This window comes from Streptomyces sp. NPDC037389, assembly GCF_040636475.1.
GTDB classification, from domain to species: domain Bacteria; phylum Actinomycetota; class Actinomycetes; order Streptomycetales; family Streptomycetaceae; genus Streptomyces; species Streptomyces hesseae.
This window is the reverse complement of sequence record NZ_JBEZUS010000003.1, coordinates 295,107-317,799: the sequence shown is the minus strand read 5'-3', so window position 1 is coordinate 317,799 and position 22,693 is coordinate 295,107. Positions and strand designations below refer to the sequence as shown.

General features: G+C 71.4%; 14 protein-coding genes. 10 read left to right on the top strand and 4 right to left on the bottom strand.

Annotated elements, in window-relative coordinates; genetic code table 11:
- Positions 1 to 450: 450 nt before the first annotated feature.
- The 4 genes from AB0E98_RS08180 to glgB all read left to right on the top strand — a co-directional run bounded on the left by AB0E98_RS08180 (position 451) and on the right by glgB (position 8,277).
- Positions 451 to 2,439, top strand: coding sequence for an alpha-1,4-glucan--maltose-1-phosphate maltosyltransferase (locus AB0E98_RS08180; protein ID WP_361699840.1), 1,989 nt, complete (start codon positions 451 to 453; stop codon positions 2,437 to 2,439).
- Entirely contained in the window at positions 2,436 to 4,142 is a 1,707-nt protein-coding gene (gene treS / locus AB0E98_RS08175; protein WP_361699837.1) for a maltose alpha-D-glucosyltransferase, read from the top strand. The genes AB0E98_RS08180 and treS overlap by 4 nt, the downstream gene beginning before the upstream one ends.
- A 362-nt stretch (positions 4,143 to 4,504) precedes the next feature.
- Positions 4,505 to 5,944, top strand: a complete 1,440-nt coding sequence (locus AB0E98_RS08170; protein WP_361699834.1) for a phosphotransferase — start codon at positions 4,505 to 4,507, stop codon at positions 5,942 to 5,944.
- Positions 5,945 to 6,081: 137 nt separating this feature from the next.
- On the top strand, positions 6,082 to 8,277 hold the full coding sequence (gene glgB, locus AB0E98_RS08165) for a 1,4-alpha-glucan branching enzyme (RefSeq protein ID WP_361700525.1): 2,196 nt from the start codon (positions 6,082 to 6,084) through the stop codon (positions 8,275 to 8,277).
- A gap of 111 nt (positions 8,278 to 8,388) precedes the next feature.
- On the opposite strand, the gene AB0E98_RS08160 is transcribed toward glgB, so the two are convergent.
- The 4 genes from AB0E98_RS08160 to glgX all read right to left on the bottom strand — a co-directional run bounded on the left by AB0E98_RS08160 (position 8,389) and on the right by glgX (position 16,884).
- Positions 8,389 to 10,680, bottom strand: a complete 2,292-nt coding sequence (locus AB0E98_RS08160; protein ID WP_361699831.1) for a M4 family metallopeptidase — start codon at positions 10,678 to 10,680, stop codon at positions 8,389 to 8,391.
- Between the two features lie 261 nt (positions 10,681 to 10,941).
- Entirely contained in the window at positions 10,942 to 12,792 is a 1,851-nt protein-coding gene (locus AB0E98_RS08155) for an ABC transporter ATP-binding protein (RefSeq protein WP_361699828.1), read from the bottom strand.
- Positions 12,789 to 14,642, bottom strand: coding sequence for an ABC transporter ATP-binding protein (locus AB0E98_RS08150; RefSeq protein ID WP_361699825.1), 1,854 nt, complete (start codon positions 14,640 to 14,642; stop codon positions 12,789 to 12,791). Before AB0E98_RS08150 ends, AB0E98_RS08155 begins: the two co-directional genes overlap by 4 nt.
- Before the next feature lie 34 nt (positions 14,643 to 14,676).
- Positions 14,677 to 16,884, bottom strand: coding sequence for a glycogen debranching protein GlgX (gene glgX, locus AB0E98_RS08145; protein ID WP_361700522.1), 2,208 nt, complete (start codon positions 16,882 to 16,884; stop codon positions 14,677 to 14,679).
- Positions 16,885 to 17,253: 369 nt separating this feature from the next.
- On the opposite strand from glgX, the gene AB0E98_RS08140 reads away from it, so the two are divergent.
- The 6 genes from AB0E98_RS08140 (at position 17,254) to AB0E98_RS08115 (ending at position 22,683) form a co-directional block, all read left to right on the top strand.
- Positions 17,254 to 18,459, top strand: a complete 1,206-nt coding sequence (locus tag AB0E98_RS08140; RefSeq protein WP_361699822.1) for an Ig-like domain-containing protein — start codon at positions 17,254 to 17,256, stop codon at positions 18,457 to 18,459.
- A gap of 328 nt (positions 18,460 to 18,787) precedes the next feature.
- A complete protein-coding gene (locus AB0E98_RS08135) occupies positions 18,788 to 19,981 on the top strand; it encodes an Ig-like domain-containing protein (RefSeq protein ID WP_361699820.1) in 1,194 nt (397 codons plus the stop codon).
- 87 nt (positions 19,982 to 20,068) lie between these two features.
- Positions 20,069 to 20,836, top strand: coding sequence for an enoyl-CoA hydratase-related protein (locus AB0E98_RS08130; protein WP_361699817.1), 768 nt, complete (start codon positions 20,069 to 20,071; stop codon positions 20,834 to 20,836).
- A gap of 278 nt (positions 20,837 to 21,114) precedes the next feature.
- Positions 21,115 to 21,630, top strand: coding sequence for an ATP-binding protein (locus tag AB0E98_RS08125; RefSeq protein ID WP_361699814.1), 516 nt, complete (start codon positions 21,115 to 21,117; stop codon positions 21,628 to 21,630).
- A gap of 311 nt (positions 21,631 to 21,941) precedes the next feature.
- Positions 21,942 to 22,433: an N-acetylmuramoyl-L-alanine amidase gene (locus tag AB0E98_RS08120; RefSeq protein ID WP_361699811.1), complete on the top strand. Its 492-nt coding sequence runs from the start codon at positions 21,942 to 21,944 to the stop codon at positions 22,431 to 22,433.
- A 37-nt stretch (positions 22,434 to 22,470) separates the two neighbouring features.
- Complete coding sequence (locus tag AB0E98_RS08115; protein WP_361699809.1) at positions 22,471 to 22,683, top strand: EF-hand domain-containing protein; 213 nt, start codon at positions 22,471 to 22,473, stop codon at positions 22,681 to 22,683.
- The last annotated feature ends 10 nt before the right edge of the window (positions 22,684 to 22,693 follow it).

The following is a 22,693-nucleotide window of genomic DNA, read 5'->3' as shown; positions in this document are numbered from 1 at the left end:
TAGACGATAAGTACTAGGCGGATTTACGCCCCGCGTACAGCAGCACTGTCCAAGGCCAAAAGCCGCTACGGCCTTCGAAGGCCTTGCCCGGCGCCCGTTCCCCCGTCCGGCCCTCAACGGCGCCGTTTCGCCACATTGCACGCGATCGGACCATCGAGCAGACTCCCTACGGGTGACGGGGGAACGGCCGCCCTCCGTGCGCGGGGTCAGGGGAACTACGCACGAGTAGTTCATACAGTCCGGGCATGCCCGGGCGGACCCGGTGGGAAAGCTCACCCGGTGTACCGGGACGACCGTCCGTCGCCCTGCTGACGGCCGCCGTCCCTTCTTCCGCCCGCCCGAGTGAACGCGGACAGGAGCAGCCATGCCCGCACCCTCCCGACCGCCGACGGACCAGATAGAACAGACGGAACCCTCGCCCAAGACCCCTGAGACTCTCCAGGTGATCCCATGATCGGTCGCATCCCCGTCCTGGACCCCGGCCCGCTCGTCGACTGCGGCCGAAGGCCCGTCAAGGCCGTGGTGGGCGAGGAGTTCGAGGTCTCCGCCACGGTCTTCCGGGAAGGGCACGACGCGGTCGGGGCGAACGTGGTGCTGCGCGGGCCCGCCGGCCGGTGCGGTCCCTGGACGCCGATGCGGGAGCTGACCCCCGGCACCGACCGCTGGGGGGCGACGGTCACCCCGGACGCCACGGGCCGCTGGACCTACGCGGTGGAGGCCTGGAGCGATCCGGTCACCACCTGGCGGGAGCACGCCTCCATCAAGATCCCGGCGGGCATCGACACCGAGCTGGTCCTGGAGGAGGGCGCCCGGCTCCATGAGCGGGCGGCCTCGGGCGTCCCCAAGAACGACGGCAGGGAGGCCGTGCTGGCCGCCGTCGACGCCCTGCGCGACGCCTCGCGCCCGGCAGCGGCCCGGCTCGCCGCCGCCCTGACCCCCGAGGCCGTGGCCGCCCTGGCCCGCCATCCGCTGCGGGAGCTGGTCACCGGCTCCCGCCCGGTGCCGGTGCTGGTGGAGCGCGAACGGGCCCTCTTCGGCTCCTGGTACGAGATGTTCCCCCGCTCGGAGGGCGCGCGGCTGATTTCCGGCCGACCACCCCGGAGCGGCACCTTCCGCACGGCGGCCCGCCGCCTTCCCGCCATCGCGGCGATGGGCTTCGACGTCGTCTACCTCCCCCCGGTCCACCCCATCGGCACCACTCACCGCAAGGGCCCCAATAACGCGCTGAGCGCGGGCTCCTACGACGTGGGCAGCCCCTGGGCCATCGGCTCCCCGGAGGGTGGCCACGACGCGATCCACCCCGATCTGGGCACGCTGGAGGACTTCGACCACTTCGTTCGCCGGGCGCACGACCTGCGCCTGGAGGTGGCCCTCGACTTCGCCCTCCAGTGCTCCCCGGACCATCCCTGGGTCGGCAAACACCCCGAGTGGTTCCACCACCGCGCGGACGGCTCCGTCGCGTACGCCGAGAACCCGCCGAAGAAGTACCAGGACATCTACCCCCTGGCCTTCGACGCGGACTTCGACGGCCTCGTCACGGAAACCCTGCGCGTCCTGCGCTTCTGGATGGCCCACGACGTACGGATCTTCCGCGTCGACAACCCCCACACCAAACCGGTCGTCTTCTGGGAGAAGGTGATCTCCGAGATCGGCCGCACCGACCCGGACGTGATCTTCCTGGCCGAGGCCTTCACCCGCCCCGCGATGATGGGCACCCTCGGGGCGATCGGCTTCCAGCAGTCGTACACGTACTTCACCTGGCGCAACACCAAACAGGAACTCACCGACTATCTGACCGAGCTGTCGGGCCCCTCCGCCGCGCACATGCGCCCCAACCTCTTCGTCAACACCCCGGACATCCTCCACGCGTACCTCCAGGAGGGCGGCCGCCCGGCCTTCGAGGCACGCGCGATCCTGGCCGCGACGCTGGCCCCCGCCTGGGGGATGTACGCCGGCTACGAACTCTGCGAGAACCTCCCGGCCCACGTGGGCAGCGAGGAGTACCTGAACTCGGAGAAGTACGAACTCCGGCCCAGGGACTGGGAGTCCGCGGAGCGCGAGGGACGGAGCATCGCCCCCCTGATCACCACCCTCAACCGGCTCAGAAGGCGCCACCCGGCCCTCCGGCACCTCCGCAATCTGCGGTTCCACCACGCGGACAACGACGCGGTCATCGCCTACTCCAAGCGCTCGGGCCCCTCCTGCGTCCTCACGGTCGTCAACCTCGACCCCCACCACACCCAGGAGGCCACGGTCTCGTTGGACATGCCGGAGCTCGGCCTCGGCTGGCACGAGACCGCCCCGGTGCGCGATGAGCTCACCGGGGAGACCTATCACTGGGGCAGGGACAACTATGTGCGCCTGGAGCCGGACCGCCCGCCCGCGCACGTGTTCTCGCTGCGACCGTCCTCACAGATCGGAGGGTCACCCACACCATGATCGTCAATGAGCCCGTCCAGGACACCTTCGAGGACACTCCGGCCAAGGACCTGGATCCCGACTGGTTCAAGCGGGCCGTCTTCTACGAAGTGCTCGTCCGCTCGTTCCAGGACAGCGACGGCGACGGCATCGGCGACCTCAAGGGACTGACCGCGAAACTGGACTATCTCCAGTGGCTCGGCGTCGACTGCCTGTGGCTCCCGCCGTTCTTCCAGTCACCGCTCCGGGACGGCGGCTACGACGTCTCCGACTACACCGCGGTGCTGCCGGAATTCGGCGACCTGGCCGACTTCGTCGAGTTCGTGGACGCCGCCCACACCCGTGGCATGCGCGTCATCATCGACTTTGTCATGAACCATACGAGCGATCAGCACGACTGGTTCCAGCAGTCCCGCGCCGACCCCGACGGCCCCTACGGCGACTACTACGTCTGGGCCGACGACGACAAGCAGTACCAGGGCGCGCGGATCATCTTCGTGGACACGGAGACGTCGAACTGGACCTTCGACCCGGTGCGCAAGCAGTACTACTGGCACCGTTTCTTCTCCCACCAGCCGGACCTCAACTACGAGAACCCGGCCGTCCAGGAGGAGATCCTGGCCTCCCTCCGCTTCTGGCTGGACCTGGGCATCGACGGCTTCCGCCTGGACGCCGTGCCGTACCTCTTCGCGGAAGAGGGCACGAACTGCGAGAACCTCCCCCGGACGCATGAATTCCTCAAGCGTGTCCGCGCGGAGATCGACGCCCACTACCCGGACACGGTCGTGCTGGCCGAGGCCAATCAGTGGCCGGAGGACGTGGTCGACTACTTCGGCTCGTACGAGAACGGCGGGGACGAATGCCATATGGCGTTCCACTTCCCGGTCATGCCGCGCATCTTCATGGCCGTCCGCCGCGAGTCCCGCTACCCGGTCTCGGAAATCCTGGCGAAGACGCCGGAGATCCCGTCCCGCTGCCAGTGGGGGATCTTCCTCCGCAACCACGACGAGCTCACGCTCGAGATGGTGACGGACGAAGAGCGCGACTACATGTGGGCGGAGTACGCCAAGGACCCCCGCATGCGGGCGAACATCGGCATCCGCCGCCGCCTGGCGCCCCTGCTCGACAACGACCGAAACCAGATCGAACTCTTCACAGCCCTCCTCCTCTCGCTCCCAGGCAGCCCGATCCTCTACTACGGGGACGAGATCGGCATGGGGGACAACATCTGGCTGGGAGACCGGGACGCGGTCCGGACGCCGATGCAATGGACCCCCGACCGCAACGCGGGCTTCTCCTCCTGTGACCCGGGAAGGCTGTACCTTCCCACGATCATGGACCCGGTCTACGGCTACCAGGTCACGAACGTGGAAGCGGCGATGAGCAGTCCATCGTCACTCCTCCACTGGACCCGCCGAATGATCGAGATCCGCAAGCAGAACCCGGCATTCGGCCTGGGCTCGTACACGGAACTGCCCTCAAGCAACCCAGCGGTACTCGCCTTCCTCCGTGAACACGGCGACGACCTGGTCCTCTGCGTGAACAACTTCTCACGGTTCGCACAGCCGACCGAGCTGGATCTGCGAGCGTTCAGCGGCCGCCACCCGGTAGAGCTGATCGGCGGGGTCCGCTTCCCGGCGATCGGAGAACTCCCGTACCTGCTCACCCTGGCGGGCCACGGCTTCTACTGGTTCCGCCTGCGCCGAACGGCGCCATCTGTCTGACGGCGTCGTTTCCCGGCCGACTGGCGGGGCAGGCGCCAAGCAGGAACCGGCCCGCACCCGCGAACGAACGGGAGGGGCCGGGGTGGGACGGGCCCCGACAGGGGGCCTGGGGGCACCTCCCAGCGGTAGCTGGGGGAGTTATTTGCGGCGGCGTTCCGGGTTCGCCGCTCAGGTCACCTGGGCCGTAAATAATGCAGCCCCCAGAGGGGTCCGTCCCACCCCGGCCCCGCTCCATCGAGCACCGCACAGCGCACCAAGACGGACGATTCCGCCCGACACGTCCCGCACCACACCCTGGCCAAAGCCGTCATCCGGGACACTTTGCCCCATCCGTCGTGTGCCCCGGGGAAAGGACGCGACGCATGTCGGAAGCCGCACCGCTGCTCGCCTCGCTCGCCCCCCTGCTCACGGAATGGCTGCCCCGGCAGCGCTGGTTCGCCGGCAAGGGCCGTCCCATCGACGGATTCACGCTCGTCGCGGCGACGGAGATCCTGCCCAAGCCGCCCACCGGCACCGCCCCGGGCCTCCTCCACCTGCTCGTAAGGGCCCGCCAGCCCACCCAGGACAGCACCACCCACCCCACCGCCACCGACGACTGCTATCAACTGCTGCTCGGCGTCCAGGACGTCCTCCCGCCCCAGCTCGCCCCCGTCCGCATCGGCCGCCCGGCGGGCGGCCCCCTGCACGGCCGCACCGTCTACGAGGGCCTGGCCGACCCCCGCCTCGCGGCGCTGCTCCTGGAGCGGCTGAGGGTCCCGGGCCGCCTGGGCCCGCTCCGCTTCAGCCGCGAACCGGAGGCGAAGATCCCGCCGGACCTGACGCCCCGCCTCCTGGGGGCCGAGCAGTCCAACTCCTCGGCGGTCTACGGCGAAACGTATATCCTCAAGCTCTTCCGTCGCGTGGGCCCCGGCACCAACCCCGATCTCGAACTGCCGCGCGCGCTGGCGAAGACCGGCTGCGCCCGCGTCCCGGCACCGGCGGCCTGGTTCGAGGCGGAGCTCCACGGCGCCATGCCCATGACGCTGGGCGTGCTGCAGCCCTTCCTGCCCGGCTCCGCCGACGGCTGGCAGCTGGCGCTGGGCGCCCTCTCCGTCCAGGCCGACTTCACCGCCTCCGCACGCGCCCTCGGCCACGCCGTCGCCGAGGTGCACCTGGCCCTGGCCGAGGCGCTGCCCACGGTCGTCCTGCGCCGCCCCCAGCTGGAGCGGCTCGCGGAGGTGATGACCCGGCGCCTGGAGGCGACGGCCGAGGCCGTTCCGGCACTGCGCCCGTACCGGTGGGCGCTGGGCGAGGCCTACGACGAGCTGGCGGCGCTGGGCCGGGACGGGCACACCCGCCGCGCCCAGCGCGTCCACGGCGACCTCCACCTGGGGCAGGCGCTGCGCACGGCCGCCGACGGCCGCTGGTCGCTCATCGACTTCGAGGGGGAGCCGGCCCGCCCGCTGCCGGAGCGGTGCCGTCCACAGCCGGTCGCGCAGGACATCGCGGGGATGCTGCGTTCGTTCGACTACGCGGCGGCGGTGGGCCGCGCGGCCGGCACCGACTGGGCCGAGCGCTCCCGGGCGGCGTTCTGTGAGGGCTACGCCACCGTCCACCAGGACCCGCGCGAGGATCCCCGGCTGCTGCGGGCGCACGAGACGGAAAAGGCCGTCTACGAGGTGCTGTACGAGGCCCGGCACCGCCCCGACTGGCTGTCCGTGCCGATGTCCGCGATCCACCGCCTGGCCGGAGGCCACCGTGCGACCGGCGTTCACGCCGGCTTGACCCGTCCGCCCCGTACGCCCCCGGAGGACCACCTGTGACCGCACGACCGCCGATCCCGGCAACGTTCCTGCCGGCGCCGACACCAGCCCACAACACACCCCCCGAAACCCCCGGCAAGGGAAACGGCAAGGGAAGCAGCAGGGGAAACGGAAAGGGAAACGGAAAGGGAAGTGGAATCCGCCCCGCACCCCCCCTCGACGACCCCACCCGCGACCGCCTTCTCCACGGCACCCATCACGACCCGCACGGCGTGCTGGGCGCGCACCACGTGCCCGGCGGGATCGTCGTGCGCGCCCTGCGCCCGTGGGCGAAGGGCGTGGCGGTCGTCGCGAAGGGCCTGCGCGCGGAGCTCCTCGACGAGGGCGACGGCCTGTTCGCCGCGACCCTCCCCCTCCACAGGATCCCGCCCGACCACCGCATCCTCGTCACGTACGAGGACACGGAGCTGACGCTCGACGACCCGTACCGTTTCCTGCCCGCGCTGGGGGAGCTGGATCTCCACCTCATCGGGGAGGGGCGGCACGAGGAGCTGTGGCGGGCGCTGGGCGCCCGCCCGATGACGCACCAGGGCGTGGCGGGCACCCGGTTCACGGTGTGGGCGCCGAACGCACAGGGCGTCCGCGTCGTGGGCGACTTCAACGTATGGGACGGCACGGTCCACCCGATGCGCTCGCTGGGCGGCACGGGGGTGTGGGAGGTGTTCCTCCCGGGTGTCGGCGAGGGCGCGCTGTACAAGTTCGAGATCACCCGCCCCGACGGCTCGCGCACGCTGCGGGCGGACCCGATGGCGCGGCGCGCCGAGGTGCCGCCCGCGAACGCGTCGATCGTGGACGGGTCGCACCACGTGTGGCGGGACGCCGACTGGATGGCGCGGCGCGGGGCGCGTCCCGTCCACGAGGCGCCGTTCTCGGTGTACGAAGTACACCTCGCCTCCTGGCGTCCGGGGCTGTCCTACCGGCAGCTGGCAGAACAACTCCCGGCCTACGTAAAGGACCTCGGCTTCACGCACGTGGAGCTGATGCCGGTGGCCGAGCACCCCTTCGGGGGCTCGTGGGGCTATCAGGTGACGGGCTTCTACGCCCCCACCGCCCGCCTCGGCACCCCCGACGACTTCAAGCACCTCGTCGACGCCCTCCACCGGGCCGGCATCGGCGTGATCATGGACTGGGTGCCGGCGCACTTCCCGAGGGACGACTGGGCGCTGGCGGAGTTCGACGGGCGGCCGCTGTACGAGCACCAGGACCCCCTCCGGGCCGCCCACCCCGACTGGGGGACGCTGGAGTTCGACTACGGCCGCAAGGAGGTGCGCAACTTCCTGGTGGCGAACGCGGTGTACTGGTGCGAGGAGTTCCACATCGACGGGCTGCGCGTGGACGCCGTCGCCTCCATGCTCTACCTCGACTACTCGCGCGAGGCGGGCCAGTGGGCGCCGAACGAGCACGGCGGCCGCGAGAACCTCGACGCGGTGGCCTTCCTCCAGGAGATGAACGCGACGGTCTACCGACGCTGTCCGGGTGTCGTGACCATCGCGGAGGAGTCCACCGCCTGGGACGGCGTCACGCGCGCCACCCACCACACGGGCCCGGGCGGCTTCGGCGGGCTGGGCTTCGGCCTGAAGTGGAACATGGGGTGGATGCACGACTCGCTGGAGTACATGACGAAGGAGCCGGTGCACCGCAAGTACCACCACGGCGACATGACCTTCGCGATGGTCTACGCGTACAGCGAGAACTACGTCCTGCCGATCTCGCACGACGAGGTGGTGCACGGCAAGCGGGCGCTGGTCTCCAAGATGCCGGGGGACTGGTGGCAGCAGCGCGCGAACCACCGGGCGTTCCTCGGCTTCATGTGGGCCCACCCGGGCAAACAACTCCTCTTCATGGGGCAGGAGTTCGCGCAGGGCGCGGAGTGGTCCGAGGCCCATGGCCCCGACTGGTGGCTGCTGGACCCCTCGTACTCGGCCGAGCCCGACCACCGGGGCGTACGGGATCTGGTCCGCGACCTCAACGCCCGCTACCGGGCGACACCGGCGCTGTGGCAGCGGGACATCGTGCCGGAGGGCTTCGAGTGGATCGTCGGCGACGCGGCGGACGACAACGTCCTGGCGTTCGCCCGCTACGACGCGCAGGGCCGGCCGCTGCTGGCGGTCTGCAACTTCTCCCCGGTGGTGCGGCACGGCTACCGGCTGGGGGTGCCGGCCGGCGAGCCGGTGTGGCAGGAGGTCCTCAACACCGACGCCTCCGGCTACGGCGGCAGCGGCGTCGGCAACCCGGACCCGCTGAAGGCGGAGCCGACGCCGTGGCACGGGCGGCGGTCGAGTGTGCCGGCGGTGCTGCCGCCGCTGGCGACGGTGTGGCTGCGACCGGGGTAGGACGGATCGGGGCAGGACGGATCAGGGGCGTGCCGCGCATGAGTAAGGCGCCGTCCGGGGGAGTCGGAGCTCACCCCGGACGGCGCCTGGCCGGTGGAAGACGGCCGGAGGCTAGAAGCTGAGCTTCCAGCTGTTGACGGTGCCCTCGTCATTGGCGTACAGGTCCTGGACCTGGAGCTTCCAGGTGCCGGTGGCCGAGACGGCGGACGCGTCGACCGTGTAGGTCTCCTTGATGTCCGCCGCGGAGTCCCACGAGTCGGCGTCCTTCAGGCGCCACGTCTTGCCGTCGGGGGCGACCAGGTCGATCTGGACGTCACCGCGGTAGGTGTGGGTGATGTTGACGTCGACCTTCAGGGCCGAGGAGCCGTTGCCGCTGCGGGTCACGACGATCGGCGAGGTCACGGCCGGGCCCGCGTCCGGGATGGCCACGGGGGTGGTGTTCTCGAAGACGCTGCCGCCGCCCGAGGTGTTCACGGTCCACTTGAAGGAGGCGGTGCCGGTCTTGCCGCCCGCGTCCTTGACCGTCACCGTCACATTGCTGGAGCCGGTGGTGGTCGGGGTGCCGGAGATCAGCCCGGTCGAGGAGTTGATCGTCAGGCCGGCGGGCAGGCCGGTGGCCGAGTAGGTCAGGGCGCCGGTGGTGGAGCTCGACGCCTTGATCTGGAGGGAGACGGCCGTGTTCACGATGGACGTCTGGTCGCCGGGGGTGGTGACGGAGACGCCGGTGGAGAGCCGGCTGCCGACGTTGATGGCCGCCCAGGCATTGGCCGCGTTGTTGTACGTCTCGCTGCCGACGCCGAAGAGCTCACCGGCGGCCCACAGCGTGGCGTCGCGCGCGCCCGCGTAGTTGGTGTTGGACTGCATGCGCTGGGACAGCGCCTTGAACCAGATCTTCGCGGCGTTGTCCCGGCCGATGCCGGTGACCGGCAGCCCGTCGGAGGTGGGGCTGTCGTAGTGGACGCCGTTGATGTCCTTGGGGCCGCTGCCCTCGGAGGCCAGGTAGAACCAGTGGTTGGCCGGGCCCGACGAGTAGTGGACGTCGAGGCCGCCCAGGCCGGAGTACCACGCGTCCTTGGACCGGCCGTCGCGGCTGGGCTTGTCCTGGTAGCGCAGCGGGGTCCCGTTGCCGTTGATGTCGATCTTCTCGCCGATGAGGTAGTCACCCGGGTCGCTGGGGTTGTTCGCCCAGAACTCCACGGCGGTGGCCATGATGTCCGAGGTGGCCTCGTTCAGGCCGCCGGACTCCCCGCTGTAGGTGAGGTTGGCGGTGGCGGCGGTGACGCCGTGCGTCATCTCGTGCGCGGCCACGTCGATCGCGGTCAGCGGCTTGGCGTTGCCCGAGCCGTCGCCATAGGTCATGCAGAAGCAGGCGTCGGACCAGAAGGCGTTCACATAGCTGTTGCCGTAGTGGACGCGGCTGTACGCGCCTTGGCCGTCACCCTTGATGCCGGTGCGCCCGTGGACGTTCTTGTAGTAGTCCCAGGTGAGCTGTGCGCCGTACGCGGCGTCCACGCCCGCGGTGGCCGGGTCGTTGGTGGTGCCGTTGCCCCAGACGTCGCTGGAGTTGGTGAACAGCGTGCCGGTGCCGGACGAGCCGTGGTTGAGGTTGTACGTCTTGTGGCCGCCCCGCCCGGTGTCGGTCATCTGGTACGAGCCGGCCGAGCCGGAGGTGCCGATGGTGACCTGGCCGCTGTACTGGCTGTTGCCGGTGCCCTGCTTGACGCCCTGGAACTCGAAGAGCTTCTTGCCGCTCTTCGCGTCGGTGATGACGTGCAGCTCGTTGGGCGTGCCGTCCTCCTGGAGGCCGCCGACGACCGTCTCGTAGGCCAGCACGGGGGTGCCGTCGGCGGCCCAGATCACCTTGCGCGGGGCGCGGTCGGCCTTGGTGTCCTTCGAGCCCTTGGCCTGGGCGGACTTCACGGCGTCCTTCTCGGCGGTGGCGGCCGCGAACGAGGGGGCGGTCGTGGCGACGGCCAGCTTCGCCTTGTTCGCCTTGGCGACGGACTTGACGGTGCCGCTCCTGGCCGCGTCGACGACGAGGTCGCCGCCGAGGACGGGCAGGCCCTCGTAGGTGCGCTCGTAGCGGGTGTGCACGGTGCCGTCGGCGTCCTTGGTGACGTCGCGGACGACCAGCTGCTCCTGGGTGCCGAGGCCCAGCTTCTTGGCCGTCTGCGCCTTGGTGGCGTTGGCCTCGCGGATCAGTTCCGCGCGCTGGGAGGGCGTGAGTCTGGCCGGCTGGGCGCCGGGGGCGGCCTTGGCGATGATCTGCCGGGGCTGGCCGGTGGCGGCCGAGTCGTCGGGGCGGGCGTTGGCGGTGCCCGTCTGGGCCCCGACGGCGAGCATCGCCGTGACGGCGACGAGCGCGCCGGTGGCGACGGCGCGGCGATGGGGGGTGGGTCTCACTCTGACTCCTTCTGCGGGGCCACCACGGGGTGGGTGGGCCGATGGAACGACCGGACGGCGAACCGGCCGTCCGGGCGGAGCGCGGCAGAACACGTGGAGAGAGGGGGGAGATCGCCGTCGCGGAGGGGGTGGGGATGTGGGGGTGCTCCGCGCCAGTTGTGGTGAAGAGTGCCACCGCCCCCCGTGGCGTGTCAGGGGCGCGTCAACAAGTTGGCCGGAAACTGTTCGTTGGCCAAAGATCGGTGTCCGTATACCGGGCGTTCAGACCAGGCTGTCCCGCCAGGCCCGGTGCAGTACGGCGAAGTGGCCGCCACCCCTGGCGAGTTCGGCCGGAACGCCGTCCTCCACCACCCTGCCGCCGGCCATCACCAGCACCCGGTCCGCGATCTCCACGGTCGACAGCCGGTGGGCGATCACCACGGCCGTCCGCCCGCGCAGCACCGTGCGCATGGCCCGCTGCACCGCCCGCTCGCCCGGGATGTCCAGGGAGGACGTCGCCTCGTCGAGGATCAGCACCGCCGGGTCGGCCAGCAGGGCGCGGGCGAAGGCCACGAGCTGCCGCTGGCCGGCGGAGATCCGGCCGCCGCGCTTGCGGACGTCCGTGTCGTAGCCGTCGGGCAGGGCGGTGATGAAGTCGTGGGCGCCGATGGCCTTGGCCGCGCGCTCGATCTCCGCGCGGCTCGCGTCGGGGCGGCCGACGGCGATGTTGCCGGCGACCGTGCCGGAGAAGAGGAACGCCTCCTGCGTCACCATCACCACCCCGCGCCGCAGCTCCGGCACGGCCAGGGAGGACAGCGGGACGCCGTCGAGCAGGACCCGGCCCTCGGTGGGGTCGTAGAACCGGGCCAGCAGCTTGGCCAGGGTGGACTTCCCCGCCCCCGTGGAGCCGACGACCGCGACCGTCTCCCCGGCGCGGAGGGTCAGATCGAGACGGGGCAGCACCTCGATGCCCGCGCGGTAGGCGAAGCGCACCCCGTCGAAGACCACCTCGCGGCCCGGGCGCCCGGCCGCACGGGCGGGCAGCGCCAGGGGCGCCTCCGGCTCGCGGACGGACGGGCGCCGGGCCAGCAGGCCCGCGATCTTCTCCAGGGAGGCGGCCGCCGACTGGTAGGTGTTGAGGAACATCCCCAGCCGGTCGATCGGGTCGTACAGTCGCCGCAGATACAGCACGGAGGCGGCCAGCACCCCCAGGGCCAGGCTGCCGTCGGCGACCCGGTAGGCGCCCCACACCACGATCGCGGCCACCATGCCGTTGGCCACCAGCCGCGAGCGGACCACGTAGTGGGCCATGGCCAGCGCGGTGGCGGTGTTGGTCTCCTGGTGGACGCGGTTGAGCCCGTCGAAATGGGCGTCGTTGGCACGCTCGCGACGGAAGGCCTGCACGGGCCGGATGCCGTTCATGGTCTCGGTGAACTTCACGATGACCGCCGCGATCGCCGTGGACCGCCTGCGGTGGGCGATCAGCGAGCGGCGTCGGTAGGACCGGACGAGCAGGGACAACGGCAGGAAGGACAGCAGCGCCGCGCCCCCGGTGGCGGGGTCGAGCCAGAGCAGCATGGCGGAGACATAGAGCACGGACAGGGCGACGCCGATGAGCTCCTGGAGGCCGTCGTTGAGCAGCTCGCGGATCGACTCGACGTCGGTGGTGGCGCGGGAGATCAGCCGCCCGGAGGTATAGCGCTCGTGGAAGTCGAGGCTGAGCGCCTGGGAGTGGCGGAAGATCCGGCCGCGCAGCTCCAGCAGCGCGTCCTGGCCCACCCGGGCCGCCAGCCGGACGAACGCCATCTGGAGCAGCCCGGAGGTCAGGGCGCAGACGAGGTAGCCGACGGCGACGGCCGTGAGCGGGCCGTAGTCCTGCCGGCGGACGGCGGGCACGCCCGAGTCGATGGCGTAGGCGACGAGCAGCGGGCCCGCCTGCACGGCGGCCTGCTGGAGCAGCAGCAGGACGGCCGTGAGCCGCACCCGCCCCCGGGCGGGGGCGAGCAGGGACCGCAGCAGCTCCCGGGAGGCGCCCTTGGGGGTGGGCAGGACGTCCCGGTCGAAGGGGTCGCCGGACGGCTCCTCCGGCCGGTCGTCCTCCGCGGCCGGCCGGCCGGAGACGGTGGTGGTCATCGTGGATCGCCCCCTTCGGGCCCCGCCGGGCCGGACATCAGCGACGTGTACTCCTCATTGGTGTGGAGCAGTTCGTGGTGGGTGCCCACCGCGGCGATGCGCCCCCGGGACAGCAGGGCGACCCGGTCGGCGAGCAGCACCGTGGAGGGACGGTGGGCGACGACCAGGGCCGTCGTCGTGGCCAGCACCTCCCGCAGCGCGGCCTCGACGAGGGCCTCGGTGTGGACGTCGAGCGCGGAGAGCGGGTCGTCCAGGACGAGGAAACGGGGGTCGCCGATCACCGCGCGGGCCAGCGCGAGGCGCTGCCGCTGCCCGCCGGAAAGGCTCAGGCCCTGTTCCCCGAGCCGGGTGCGCCGCCCCTGGGGGAGCTCGTGGACGAAGTCCGCCTGGGCGACGGCCAGGGCCCGCAGGAGCCGGGCCTCCCCGGCGTCGGGCGCGCCCATCAGGACGTTCTCCGCGGCGCCGGCGGAGAACAGGGTCGGCTCCTCGAAGGCCACCGCCACCAGCTCCCGCAGCCGCTCGCGGGGCAGCCCCGTGATGTCCCGGCCGTCGAGGACGATCCGTCCGGCGGTCGGCTCGTGGAGCCGGGGGATGAGGGCGGTGAGGGTGGTCTTGCCGCTGCCGGTGGCGCCGACCAGGGCCATGGTCTCGCCGGGGCGGACGCGCAGATCGACGCCGCACAGCACGGGCGGGGCGTCCGCGGGGGCGTCGGGATACCGGAACCAGACGCCCTCCAGGCGGAGCCCGGGATCCTTCGTCCGCGCGCCGACCGTGACGGCGGAACGGGCCGGTGCCACCGCGCCCGCCGTGTTCCCGGCGTCCCCGGCGTCCAAGGCGGACGCCTCGGCCGTGTCCATGACCTCGAAGAAGCGGTCCGTGGCCGTGGCGGACTCGTTCGTGATCGCCAGCAGGAAGCCGATCGACTCCACCGGCCAGCGCAGCGCCAGCGCCGTCGACAGGAACGCGACCAGCGTCCCCGCGGACAGCTCGCCGTCCCCGACCTTCAGCACACCGAGCACCAGCGCCGCGCCGATGGCCAGTTCGGGAAGGATCACGATCAGGGCCCAGAGGGTGCCCAGCAGGCCCGCCTTGCGCAGCTCGGTGTCCCGCAGCCGCCGCGACAGCGCCAGGAACGCCCGCTCCTGGCCCCGGTGCCGGCCGAAGCCCTTGACGACGCGGATGCCGAGCACGCTCTCCTCGACGACCGTCGTCAGATCGCCGATCTGGTCCTGCGCCTTCCGCGCGGTGCGCGCGTAGCGCTCCTCGAAGACGGAGCACAGCACCACCAGCGGGGCGACCGGTGCCAGCAGCACCAGGCCCAGCGTCCACTGCTGCTGGAGCAGGATGACGCAGCCGGCGACGATCGTCACCCCGTTGACCAGCAGGAAGGTCAGAGGGAAGGACAGGAAGATGCGCAGCAGCATCAGGTCCGTCGTGGCGCGCGAGAGCAACTGGCCCGAGGGCCAGCGGTCGTGGAAGGAGACGGGCAGCCGCTGGAGGCGCGCGTAGAGCGCCGCCCGCATGTCCGCCTCGACCCGCGCCAGCGGACCGGCCACGATCATGCGGCGTACCCCGAACAGCCCGGCCTCGGCCACGCCGAGCACCAGCAGGGCCGACCCGCCCAGCCACACCCCCGAGGGGTCGCGGCCGGCCACCGGACCGTCCACGATCCACTTGAGCGTCAGCGGGATCAGCAGCCCCAGACAGGACGCCACCACGGCGGACAGCGCGCCCACCATGAGCCGCCCGCGCACCGGGCGCACATACGGCCACAGGCGCAGCAGGGACCGCACGGCGGAGTGGCGCCCGGGGCGCGGCGGCGTGCTGGACGGTTCACGGGTCACGGCCATCAGTGGGGAGGCTACGGCCCGCCACCGACATCGCTCACTCGTCTTTCAGGCGTAAGTCCTCGGTGGTGGGCGGGAGTTCGGAGCCGTCCCGTACCACTCGCCACAGCAGCACCGAGCGGGCCCGGACCGAGATCCGGCTGCCGCCCTCCCGGCGCAGGCCGGGGGCCGTGTGCTGGTCCTCCAGGGCGGTGTTGACGAGGAGTTCGTAGGATTCGGACCATGGTGGCCCGGGCAAGGTGAAGCGCAGGGCGCGCGCCCCGGCGTGCAGCACGGCCAGGAAGCTCTCGTCGGTCACCGGCGCGCCCCGCCGGCCGCGCTGGGGGATGTCCCGCCCCGAGAGGTACATGCCCAAGGTGGCGGTGGGGGCGTACCAGTCGGCCTCGGTCATCTCGGTGCCGCCCGGGGTGAACCAGGCGAGGTCGCGCAGGCCGTCCGCGCCCCTGGGCCGGCCGGAGAAGAAGGAGCGGCTGCGCAGCACGGGGTGGGCGCGGCGCAGCGCCAGCAGCCGGGAGCAGAGCCCGGCCAGGTTCCGCCAGCCGGGGTCGTCCAGCAGCGACCAGTCGATCCAGCCGGTCCCGTTGTCCTGGCAGTAGGCGTTGTTGTTGCCGCCCTGGGTGCGGCCCATCTCGTCGCCCGCGACCAGCATCGGCACCCCGGTGGACAGCAGCAGGGTGGTCAGCAGATTGCGCGTCTGGCGGCGGCGCAGGGCGGTGACGCGCGCGTCGGTCGTCTCGCCCTCGACGCCGCAGTTCCAGGAGCGGTTGTCGCCCGTGCCGTCGCGGTTGCCCTCGCCGTTGGCCTCGTTGTGCTTGCGTTCGTAGCTGACCAGGTCGCGCAGGGTGAAGCCGTCGTGCGCGGTGACGAAGTTGACGGAGGCGTACGGGCGGCGGCCGCCCCAGGCGTAGAGGTCGCTGGAGCCCGACAGCCGGTAGCCGAGGTCCCTCACGTCCGGCAGGGCGCCGCGCCAGAAGTCGCGCACGGCGTCGCGGTAGCGGTCGTTCCACTCGGTCCACAGCGGGGGGAAGGCGCCGGCCTGGTAGCCGCCGGAGCCCACGTCCCAGGGCTCGGCTATCAGCTTGACCCGGCGCAGCACGGGGTCCTGGGCGATGACGGCGAGGAAGGGGGAGAGCATGTCCGGCCCGTCGACGGCGCGCATGGTCCGGACCAGTGCCGCCGCGAGGTCGAAGCGGAAGCCGTCGACTCCCATCTCCGTCACCCAGTAGCGCAGCGAGTCGGTTATCAGCCGCAGGACGTTCGGCTGGACGACGTGGAGGGTGTTGCCGCATCCGGTGTAGTCGGCGTAGCGCCGGGGGTCGGGCTGGAGCCGGTAGTAGCGGCGGTTGTCGATGCCGCGCAGCGAGAGCGTGGGGCCGAGTTCGCCGCTCTCGGCGGTGTGGTTGTAGACGACGTCGAGGATGACCTCGATGCCGGCCGCGTGGAGGGCCCGTACCATCCGTTTGAACTCGCCCACCTGCTGGCCGCGCGTCCCGGAGGCCGCGTAGCCGGAGTGGGGGGCGAAGTAGCCGATGGAGTTGTAGCCCCAGTAGTTGGCGAGGCCCCGTCGCAGCAGATGGTCCTCGTGGGCGAACTGGTGGACGGGCAGCAGTTCCACGGCCGTCACGCCCAGCCGCCTCAGATGCCCGACGGCCGCCGGGTGCGCCAGGCCGGCGTAGGTGCCGCGCAGCTGTTCGGGGATGTCCGGGTGGCGCATGGTGAAGCCCTTGACGTGCAGTTCGTAGATGACCGAGTCGGGCCAGGGGGTCTTGGGGCGGCGGTCGTCGGACCAGTCGTCGTCATCGGCGACGACCACGCCCTTGGGGACGTGGGGGGCCGAGTCCCGCTCGTCGCGGACGGTGTCGGCGACGTGCTGCTGCGGCCAGTCGCGCACATGGCCGTACACCTCGGCGGGCAGCCGGAAGTCGCCGTCCACGGCCCGGGCGTAGGGGTCCAGGAGGAGTTTGGCGGGGTTCCAGCGGGCGCCGGTCCAGGGGTCCCAGCGGCCGTGGACGCGGTAGCCGTAGCGGTGGCCGGGGAGTACGCCGGGGACGAAGCCGTGCCACACCTCGTGCGTCAGCTCGGTCAGCGGGTGGCGGGTCTCGTGCCCGTCCTCGTCGAACAGGCACAGCTCCACCGCCTCGGCCCCGCCCGCCCACAGCGCGAAGTTCGTGCCCGCCACGCCCTCCGCGGCGTGAGCCGCGTCCTTGAACCGTGCCCCGAGCGGCTCAGGGGCACCCGGCCACACGGGTGACGGCTCCGGCTCCGGCGCCCGGGCCCGCCGCGTACGGCCGTTGACGCCGGTCGCGGGGGCTCCCGGGGCCGCCGGGGGCGCCCCGCCGTGCCCGGCCGTCCCGGGGCGCGGCGCCCGTTCCGCAGGGCCGCCGCTCAACTCACCCTGGTGCCGTGCCTCTTGCTCGGATGCGCTCGACACGTTGTCGCCTCCGGCGGCTCTCTGGTAGCGCGCCGGGCACCCGGGATCCCGGGACCGGGTGTCTGGCGATGGGGTCCTTCTCCCCGTTCTTCCCGCATCCACGCATGCGCTCACACGTGTGATCGGCCGCAGCAAGCGAGTGCAGGGACGTTTCCCCGGGGGAGGCCCGTCGTTGGGCCCGGTGTGACACTTGCCCTCTCGCGTGCCGTACGGGGCCTGGCCGTGCTGGCGTCCCTGCTCGCGCTCGCCGGGTGCGCCACCGTCACCCCGGAGGCCGCGCTCACGGACGACGCGCGCCCGGTGGTGCGCGAGCTGATCCACATCAGCCCGCCCGACCGGGCGCGCGACGTGGTGTCGACGGAGCCCTTCGAGGTGCGGGTGCCGCGCGGGCGGCTGGAACGGGTGACCGCCGCCGCGTCGCACGGCGGCGAACGGCTGGCCGTGCCGGGCCGGATCTCCGCCGACGGCCACACCTGGCGGCCCGCCGCCGTGCCGCTCACGCTCGCCTCGCGCTACACCGTGGACGCGGTGGCCGTGGACGCCTCCGGGCGGCGCACGGCCCGGCACACCAGCTTCACCACCTATGTGCCGGAGCACCGGTTCATCGGCTACTTCTCCCCGGAGCCGGAGAGCGTCGTCGGCACCGGGATGATCGTTTCCTTTGGCTTCAGCCGGCCGATCAGCGACCGGGCCGCGGTCGAACGCGCCGTCCGGGTCACCTCCTCGCCGCCCGCCGAGATCTCCGGGCACTGGTTCGGCGCCACCCGGCTGGACTTCCGGCCCCGGACGTACTGGCGGCCCGGCACCCGGGTGACGCTGGACCTCCGGCTGCGCGATGTCCGGGGCGCGCGGGGGGTGTACGGGATCCAGCGCAAGACGGTCGGTTTCACGGTCGGCCGGAGCCAGCTGAGCCGGGTCGACGCGGCCGGGCACACGATGCGGGTGGTCCGGGACGGCAGGATGCTCGCGACCGTGCCCATCACGGCGGGCGGCCAGGGCAACGACACCTACCGCGGCAAGATGGTCATCAGCCAGAAGTTCGCGATGACCAGGATGAACGGGGACACAGTCGGCTTCGGTGGCGAGTACGACATCTCGGACGTCCCCCACGCGATGCGGCTGACCGGCTCGGGGACGTTCCTCCACGGCAACTACTGGGCGCCGCCGGGGGCCTTCGGCACCCGGAACACCAGCCACGGCTGCATCGGGCTGCCCGATGTCCAGGGTGGCGGACCGTCGACCCCGGCGGGCTGGTTCTATGACTCCTCCCTGGTCGGGGACGTGGTGGAGGTGGTCGGCTCCCCGGAGCGGGTGGTCGCTCCCGACAATGGCCTGGGTGGCTGGAACATGACGTGGGAGGAATGGAGGGCGGGCTCGGCGCTGAGCTGAATCCACCGCCGGATTCCCCCGGCGGAAACCGGCCCGAACGCCGGTTTCCGGACCGCCCGCCCAGCCCTTTCAACCGGCCTTTGAACACCAGTTTGACCTGGCTGGATTCAGGCGCTTCACTTCGGTCACCGCATTCACCACAGGCGCACGGTTCGTATCACCGCTCCCATTTGGGACTGAACGGTGACATTCACGAGGTCAGCGTTGTCGGTGGCGTGTGGTTATCTATCGACAAAGCGCGTGGGTGCGCTCAGGGGTGCCGCGTGGCCGCGGGCCGTGCGAGGGGAGACGATCCGTTGTGAACGTGCATCCGATATCGGGGAGCCGGATGCGCCGAGGCGCGCTGCCGGCCCTGCTGCTCGGAGCGGTGCTGACGCTGGTCAGCGGCTGTAGCGGCGACGGCGACGGCAAGAACGGCGGAAAGGTTCCCGACGGCCCCTCACAGGCCGTCGTGAACATCGCGCCCAAGGACGGCTCGGGGAACGTGGCCACCAGCGGCGCCCTGAAGGTGACCGCCGAGAAGGGCGCCATCAGCTCCGTCAAGGTGGCCGACGACAAGGGCCACACCGTCGACGGCAAGATCGCCGACGGTGGCGCCGTGTGGGAGCCGACGACCCATCTGGCCGCCTCCACCAAGTACACGGTCGACGCGATCGCCAAGGACAAGGAGGGGCGTACGTCCGCGAAGCACGCGGCGTTCACGACCCTCACCCCGGACAACACCTTCGCGGCCTATTTCACGCCGGAGGACGGCAGCACGGTCGGCGTCGGCATGCCGGTGTCGCTCAATTTCAGCCGTGGCATCACCGACCCCAAGGCCGTCGAGAAGGCCATCAAGGTGACCGCCGAGCCCGCCGTGGAGGTCAAGGGCCACTGGTTCGGCAACGACCGCCTCGACTTCCGGCCCGAGAACTACTGGGCGGCCGGCACCAAGGTGACGATGACGATGGACCTCAACGGCGTCCAGGGCCGTGAGGGCGTCTACGGCACCCAGAACAAGACGGTGAAGTTCACCGTCGGCCGCTCCCAGGTGAGCACGGTCGACGCCGAGACCCACCAGATGGCGGTCGTGCGCGACGGCAAGCCGCTGAAGACCGTCCCGATCTCCGCCGGCGGTCCGGGCCACTCGACCTACAACGGTCAGATGGTCATCAGCGAGAAGCTCGAAGTGACCCGCATGGACGGCCGCACCGTCGGCTTCGGCGGCGAGTACGACATCCCGGACGTGCCGCACGCGATGCGCCTGTCCACCTCGGGCACCTTCCTCCACGGCAACTACTGGTCGGGCTCGGGCACCTTCGGCTCCGAGAACGTCAGCCACGGCTGCGTGGGCCTGGAGGACCAGCGGGGCGCGGGCGACCCGTCGACGCCGGCCGCCTGGTTCTTCAACAACTCCCTCATCGGCGATGTCGTCATCGTCAAGAACTCCCATGACAAAACGATCCAGCCGGACAACGGTCTCAACGGCTGGAACCTGTCCTGGGCCGAGTGGGGCAAGGACAGCGCCGGCAAGGACAGCTGACGTCCGGATCTGAACGATGCCGCGGCCCGGCGCACTGGTTCACAGTGCGCCGGGCCGCTTTCTGTTAGCCACCGCTAACCTGCAGTCATGACTGTGCATCTTGAGGTAGCCGAGGGCGTCGGGACCGTGCGGCTGGACCGGCCGCCGATGAACGCGCTGGACATCGCCACCCAGGACCGGCTCCGTGAGCTCGCGGACGAGCTGACCCGCCGCGACGACGTGCGGGCCGTCGTCATCTGGGGCGGGGAGAAGGTGTTCGCGGCCGGCGCGGACATCAAGGAGATGCGGCACGTGAACCACGCCGCCATGGTGGCCCGCTCGCGCGCCCTCCAGGACTCCTTCACCGCCGTCGCCCGCATCCCCAAGCCCGTCGTCGCCGCCGTCACCGGCTACGCCCTGGGCGGCGGTTGCGAGCTGGCCCTCTGCGCCGACTTCCGGATCGCCGCCGACAACGCCAAGCTCGGTCAGCCCGAGATCCTGCTGGGCCTGATCCCGGGCGCCGGCGGCACCCAGCGGCTCGCCCGGCTCATCGGGCCCTCCAAGGCCAAGGACCTCATCTTCACGGGCCGCCAGGTCAGGGCCGACGAGGCGCTCGCCCTCGGCCTCGTCGACCGGGTGGTCCCGGCGGCCGAGGTCTACGAGCAGGCGCACGCGTGGGCCGCCCGGCTCGCCACCGGGCCCGCCATGGCGCTGCGCGCGGCCAAGGAGGCGGTGGACTCCGGGCTGGAGACCGACATCGACACCGGCCTCGCCATCGAGCGCAACTGGTTCGCGGGCCTGTTCGCCACCGAGGACCGCGAGATCGGTATGCGCAGTTTCGTGGAGGACGGTCCGGGCAAGGCCAAATTCGTCTGAGCCGCCTGGGGTTGGCCCGGTGCGCCCGGTGAGCGGCGCTCCGGGCCATGCCTCTTGTGGGGGAATTCCCGGGGCTCCGTGACACCGGGTACGGGGCCCCGGCGCTCACCCTCGGCGATCTTTTGCGCACAGGATGTCGGCGCAGGTCAGTCCGGGTGCGGTGGATGGTCCGGGGCCGCTGGCATATGTCGCCCCCGGACCTCGGAACGAGGTGCTCCGGTGAACCGAATCCCCAGGTTCCACTCCCTGGCGCTCCGGCGACGGCCATGATGGGGGTCATGGCGGGCCTGGAGGGAATGGAGCAGTCGCGGCAGCGGGCCGTTACGGCGGCCCCCGCGCGGTGGACCCCGATGGTAGAGGACGAGCTGACACGCAAGGCCTTCGAGCTGTTCGGTGATCCGGCCCTCGGCGAGGTCCGGCTGCCTTCGCGCCCCCAATCCGCCGCCGCCGCCCGCCGGCTGACCCAGGCGGTGATGCTGCGTCACTGGGGCCTGTCGGCCCAGCTCGCCGAGCACGCCGTGCTGCTGGTCTCCGAGCTCGTGGGCAACGCCGTCCGGCACACCGGGGCGCGCCACTTCGGGCTGCGGATGGCGCGGCGGCGCGGCTGGGTGCGCGTCGAGGTGCGCGACCCCTCCCGGGGGCTGCCGTGCCTGCTGCCGGTGCGGGAGACGGACGTCAACGGGCGCGGGCTGTTCCTGGTGGACAAGCTCTCCGACCGCTGGGGGGTGGATCTGCTGGCGCGCGGGAAGACGACCTGGTTCGAGATGCGGGTCGGGGAGCGCGGCGAGCGCTGACGCACGGGTTCCCGCGCACGCGAAGAGGCCCCCTTCCGTCGTCCTGCGACGGGCCGGGGGCCTCTTCGGGTGGCCGCGGGGAAAATGGGGTGTGCCCCCGCGGCGAATGACGACCTGGCCCGGGTCAATGGGGGTCGTTGGCCTCGACTATGTCACGCGTGGTGTGCCGGGACCAAAGTGAGGCCAGGGCAATCCAAGGTGACGTGTGACACTGACCTTGAAATCCATGAATGAAATGCCGGTGCGGCTTATCTTTATGCGGCGATGTCGTGGTCCTTGCGGACCGTCGCCCCCACGGGTCTGATGTCCCCATGACGGCCCCCTATCCCCCCACCCACTGGATCCCGGCGAACAGGGCGAACTACACGGTCGCCGGCCGCCCCCGCGCGTACCCCGTGGAGTTCGTCGTCGTGCACGTCACCCAGGAGACCTTCCAGGACGCGCGGAGAATCTTCCAGGACGCGCGCTCCAAGGTCTCCGCCCACTACATGGTGGCCTCCCAGGACGGCTACATCGCGCAGTTCGTCCGCGAGAAGGACGTCGCCTGGCACGCCGGGAACTGGGACTACAACACCCGCAGCATCGGCATCGAGCACGAGGGCTGGATCGACCGCCCCGAGTACTTCACCGACGCCCTCTACCGCTCCTCCGCGAAGCTCACCGCCGCCGTCTGCGACCGCTATGGCATCCCCGCGACCCGCGAGCACATCATCGGCCATGTCGAAGTGCCCGGATCCACCCATACCGACCCAGGTCCGCACTGGGACTGGGACCGTTATCTGGAGTTGGTGACCGGCGGCTAATCTGTGCCGGTCCACCAAGCACCAAGGGGAGGCCCACATGGCCAGCATCGAGGAAGCCCGTACGGCTTTCGCCCGTTTCGACGTCGACGGTGACGGGTTCATCACGGCCGAGGAGTACAAGAGCGTGATGGCTCAGCTCGGCGACCACAACGTCACCGTGACCGTGGCCCAGGCCATCATCAACAAGAAGGACGGCAACGGCGACGGCGTCCTGTCCTTCGAGGAGTTCTGGGCCTCCATGGACCACTGACCTGCCGCGT

What these genes read in the sequence shown, in the direction of transcription:
- AB0E98_RS08180 (WP_361699840.1), top strand. Translation starts at nt 451, where the DNA reads ATGATCGGTCGCATCCCCGTCCTGGACCCCGGCCCGCTCGTCGACTGC.
- treS (WP_361699837.1), top strand. Translation starts at nt 2,436, where the DNA reads ATGATCGTCAATGAGCCCGTCCAGGACACCTTCGAGGACACTCCGGCC.
- AB0E98_RS08170 (WP_361699834.1), top strand. Translation starts at nt 4,505, where the DNA reads ATGTCGGAAGCCGCACCGCTGCTCGCCTCGCTCGCCCCCCTGCTCACG.
- AB0E98_RS08155 (WP_361699828.1), bottom strand. Translation starts at nt 12,792, where the DNA reads ATGACCACCACCGTCTCCGGCCGGCCGGCCGCGGAGGACGACCGGCCG.
- AB0E98_RS08150 (WP_361699825.1), bottom strand. Translation starts at nt 14,642, where the DNA reads ATGGCCGTGACCCGTGAACCGTCCAGCACGCCGCCGCGCCCCGGGCGC.
- AB0E98_RS08135 (WP_361699820.1), top strand. Translation starts at nt 18,788, where the DNA reads ATGCGCCGAGGCGCGCTGCCGGCCCTGCTGCTCGGAGCGGTGCTGACG.
- AB0E98_RS08130 (WP_361699817.1), top strand. Translation starts at nt 20,069, where the DNA reads ATGACTGTGCATCTTGAGGTAGCCGAGGGCGTCGGGACCGTGCGGCTG.
- AB0E98_RS08125 (WP_361699814.1), top strand. Translation starts at nt 21,115, where the DNA reads ATGGCGGGCCTGGAGGGAATGGAGCAGTCGCGGCAGCGGGCCGTTACG.
- AB0E98_RS08120 (WP_361699811.1), top strand. Translation starts at nt 21,942, where the DNA reads ATGACGGCCCCCTATCCCCCCACCCACTGGATCCCGGCGAACAGGGCG.
- AB0E98_RS08115 (WP_361699809.1), top strand. Translation starts at nt 22,471, where the DNA reads ATGGCCAGCATCGAGGAAGCCCGTACGGCTTTCGCCCGTTTCGACGTC.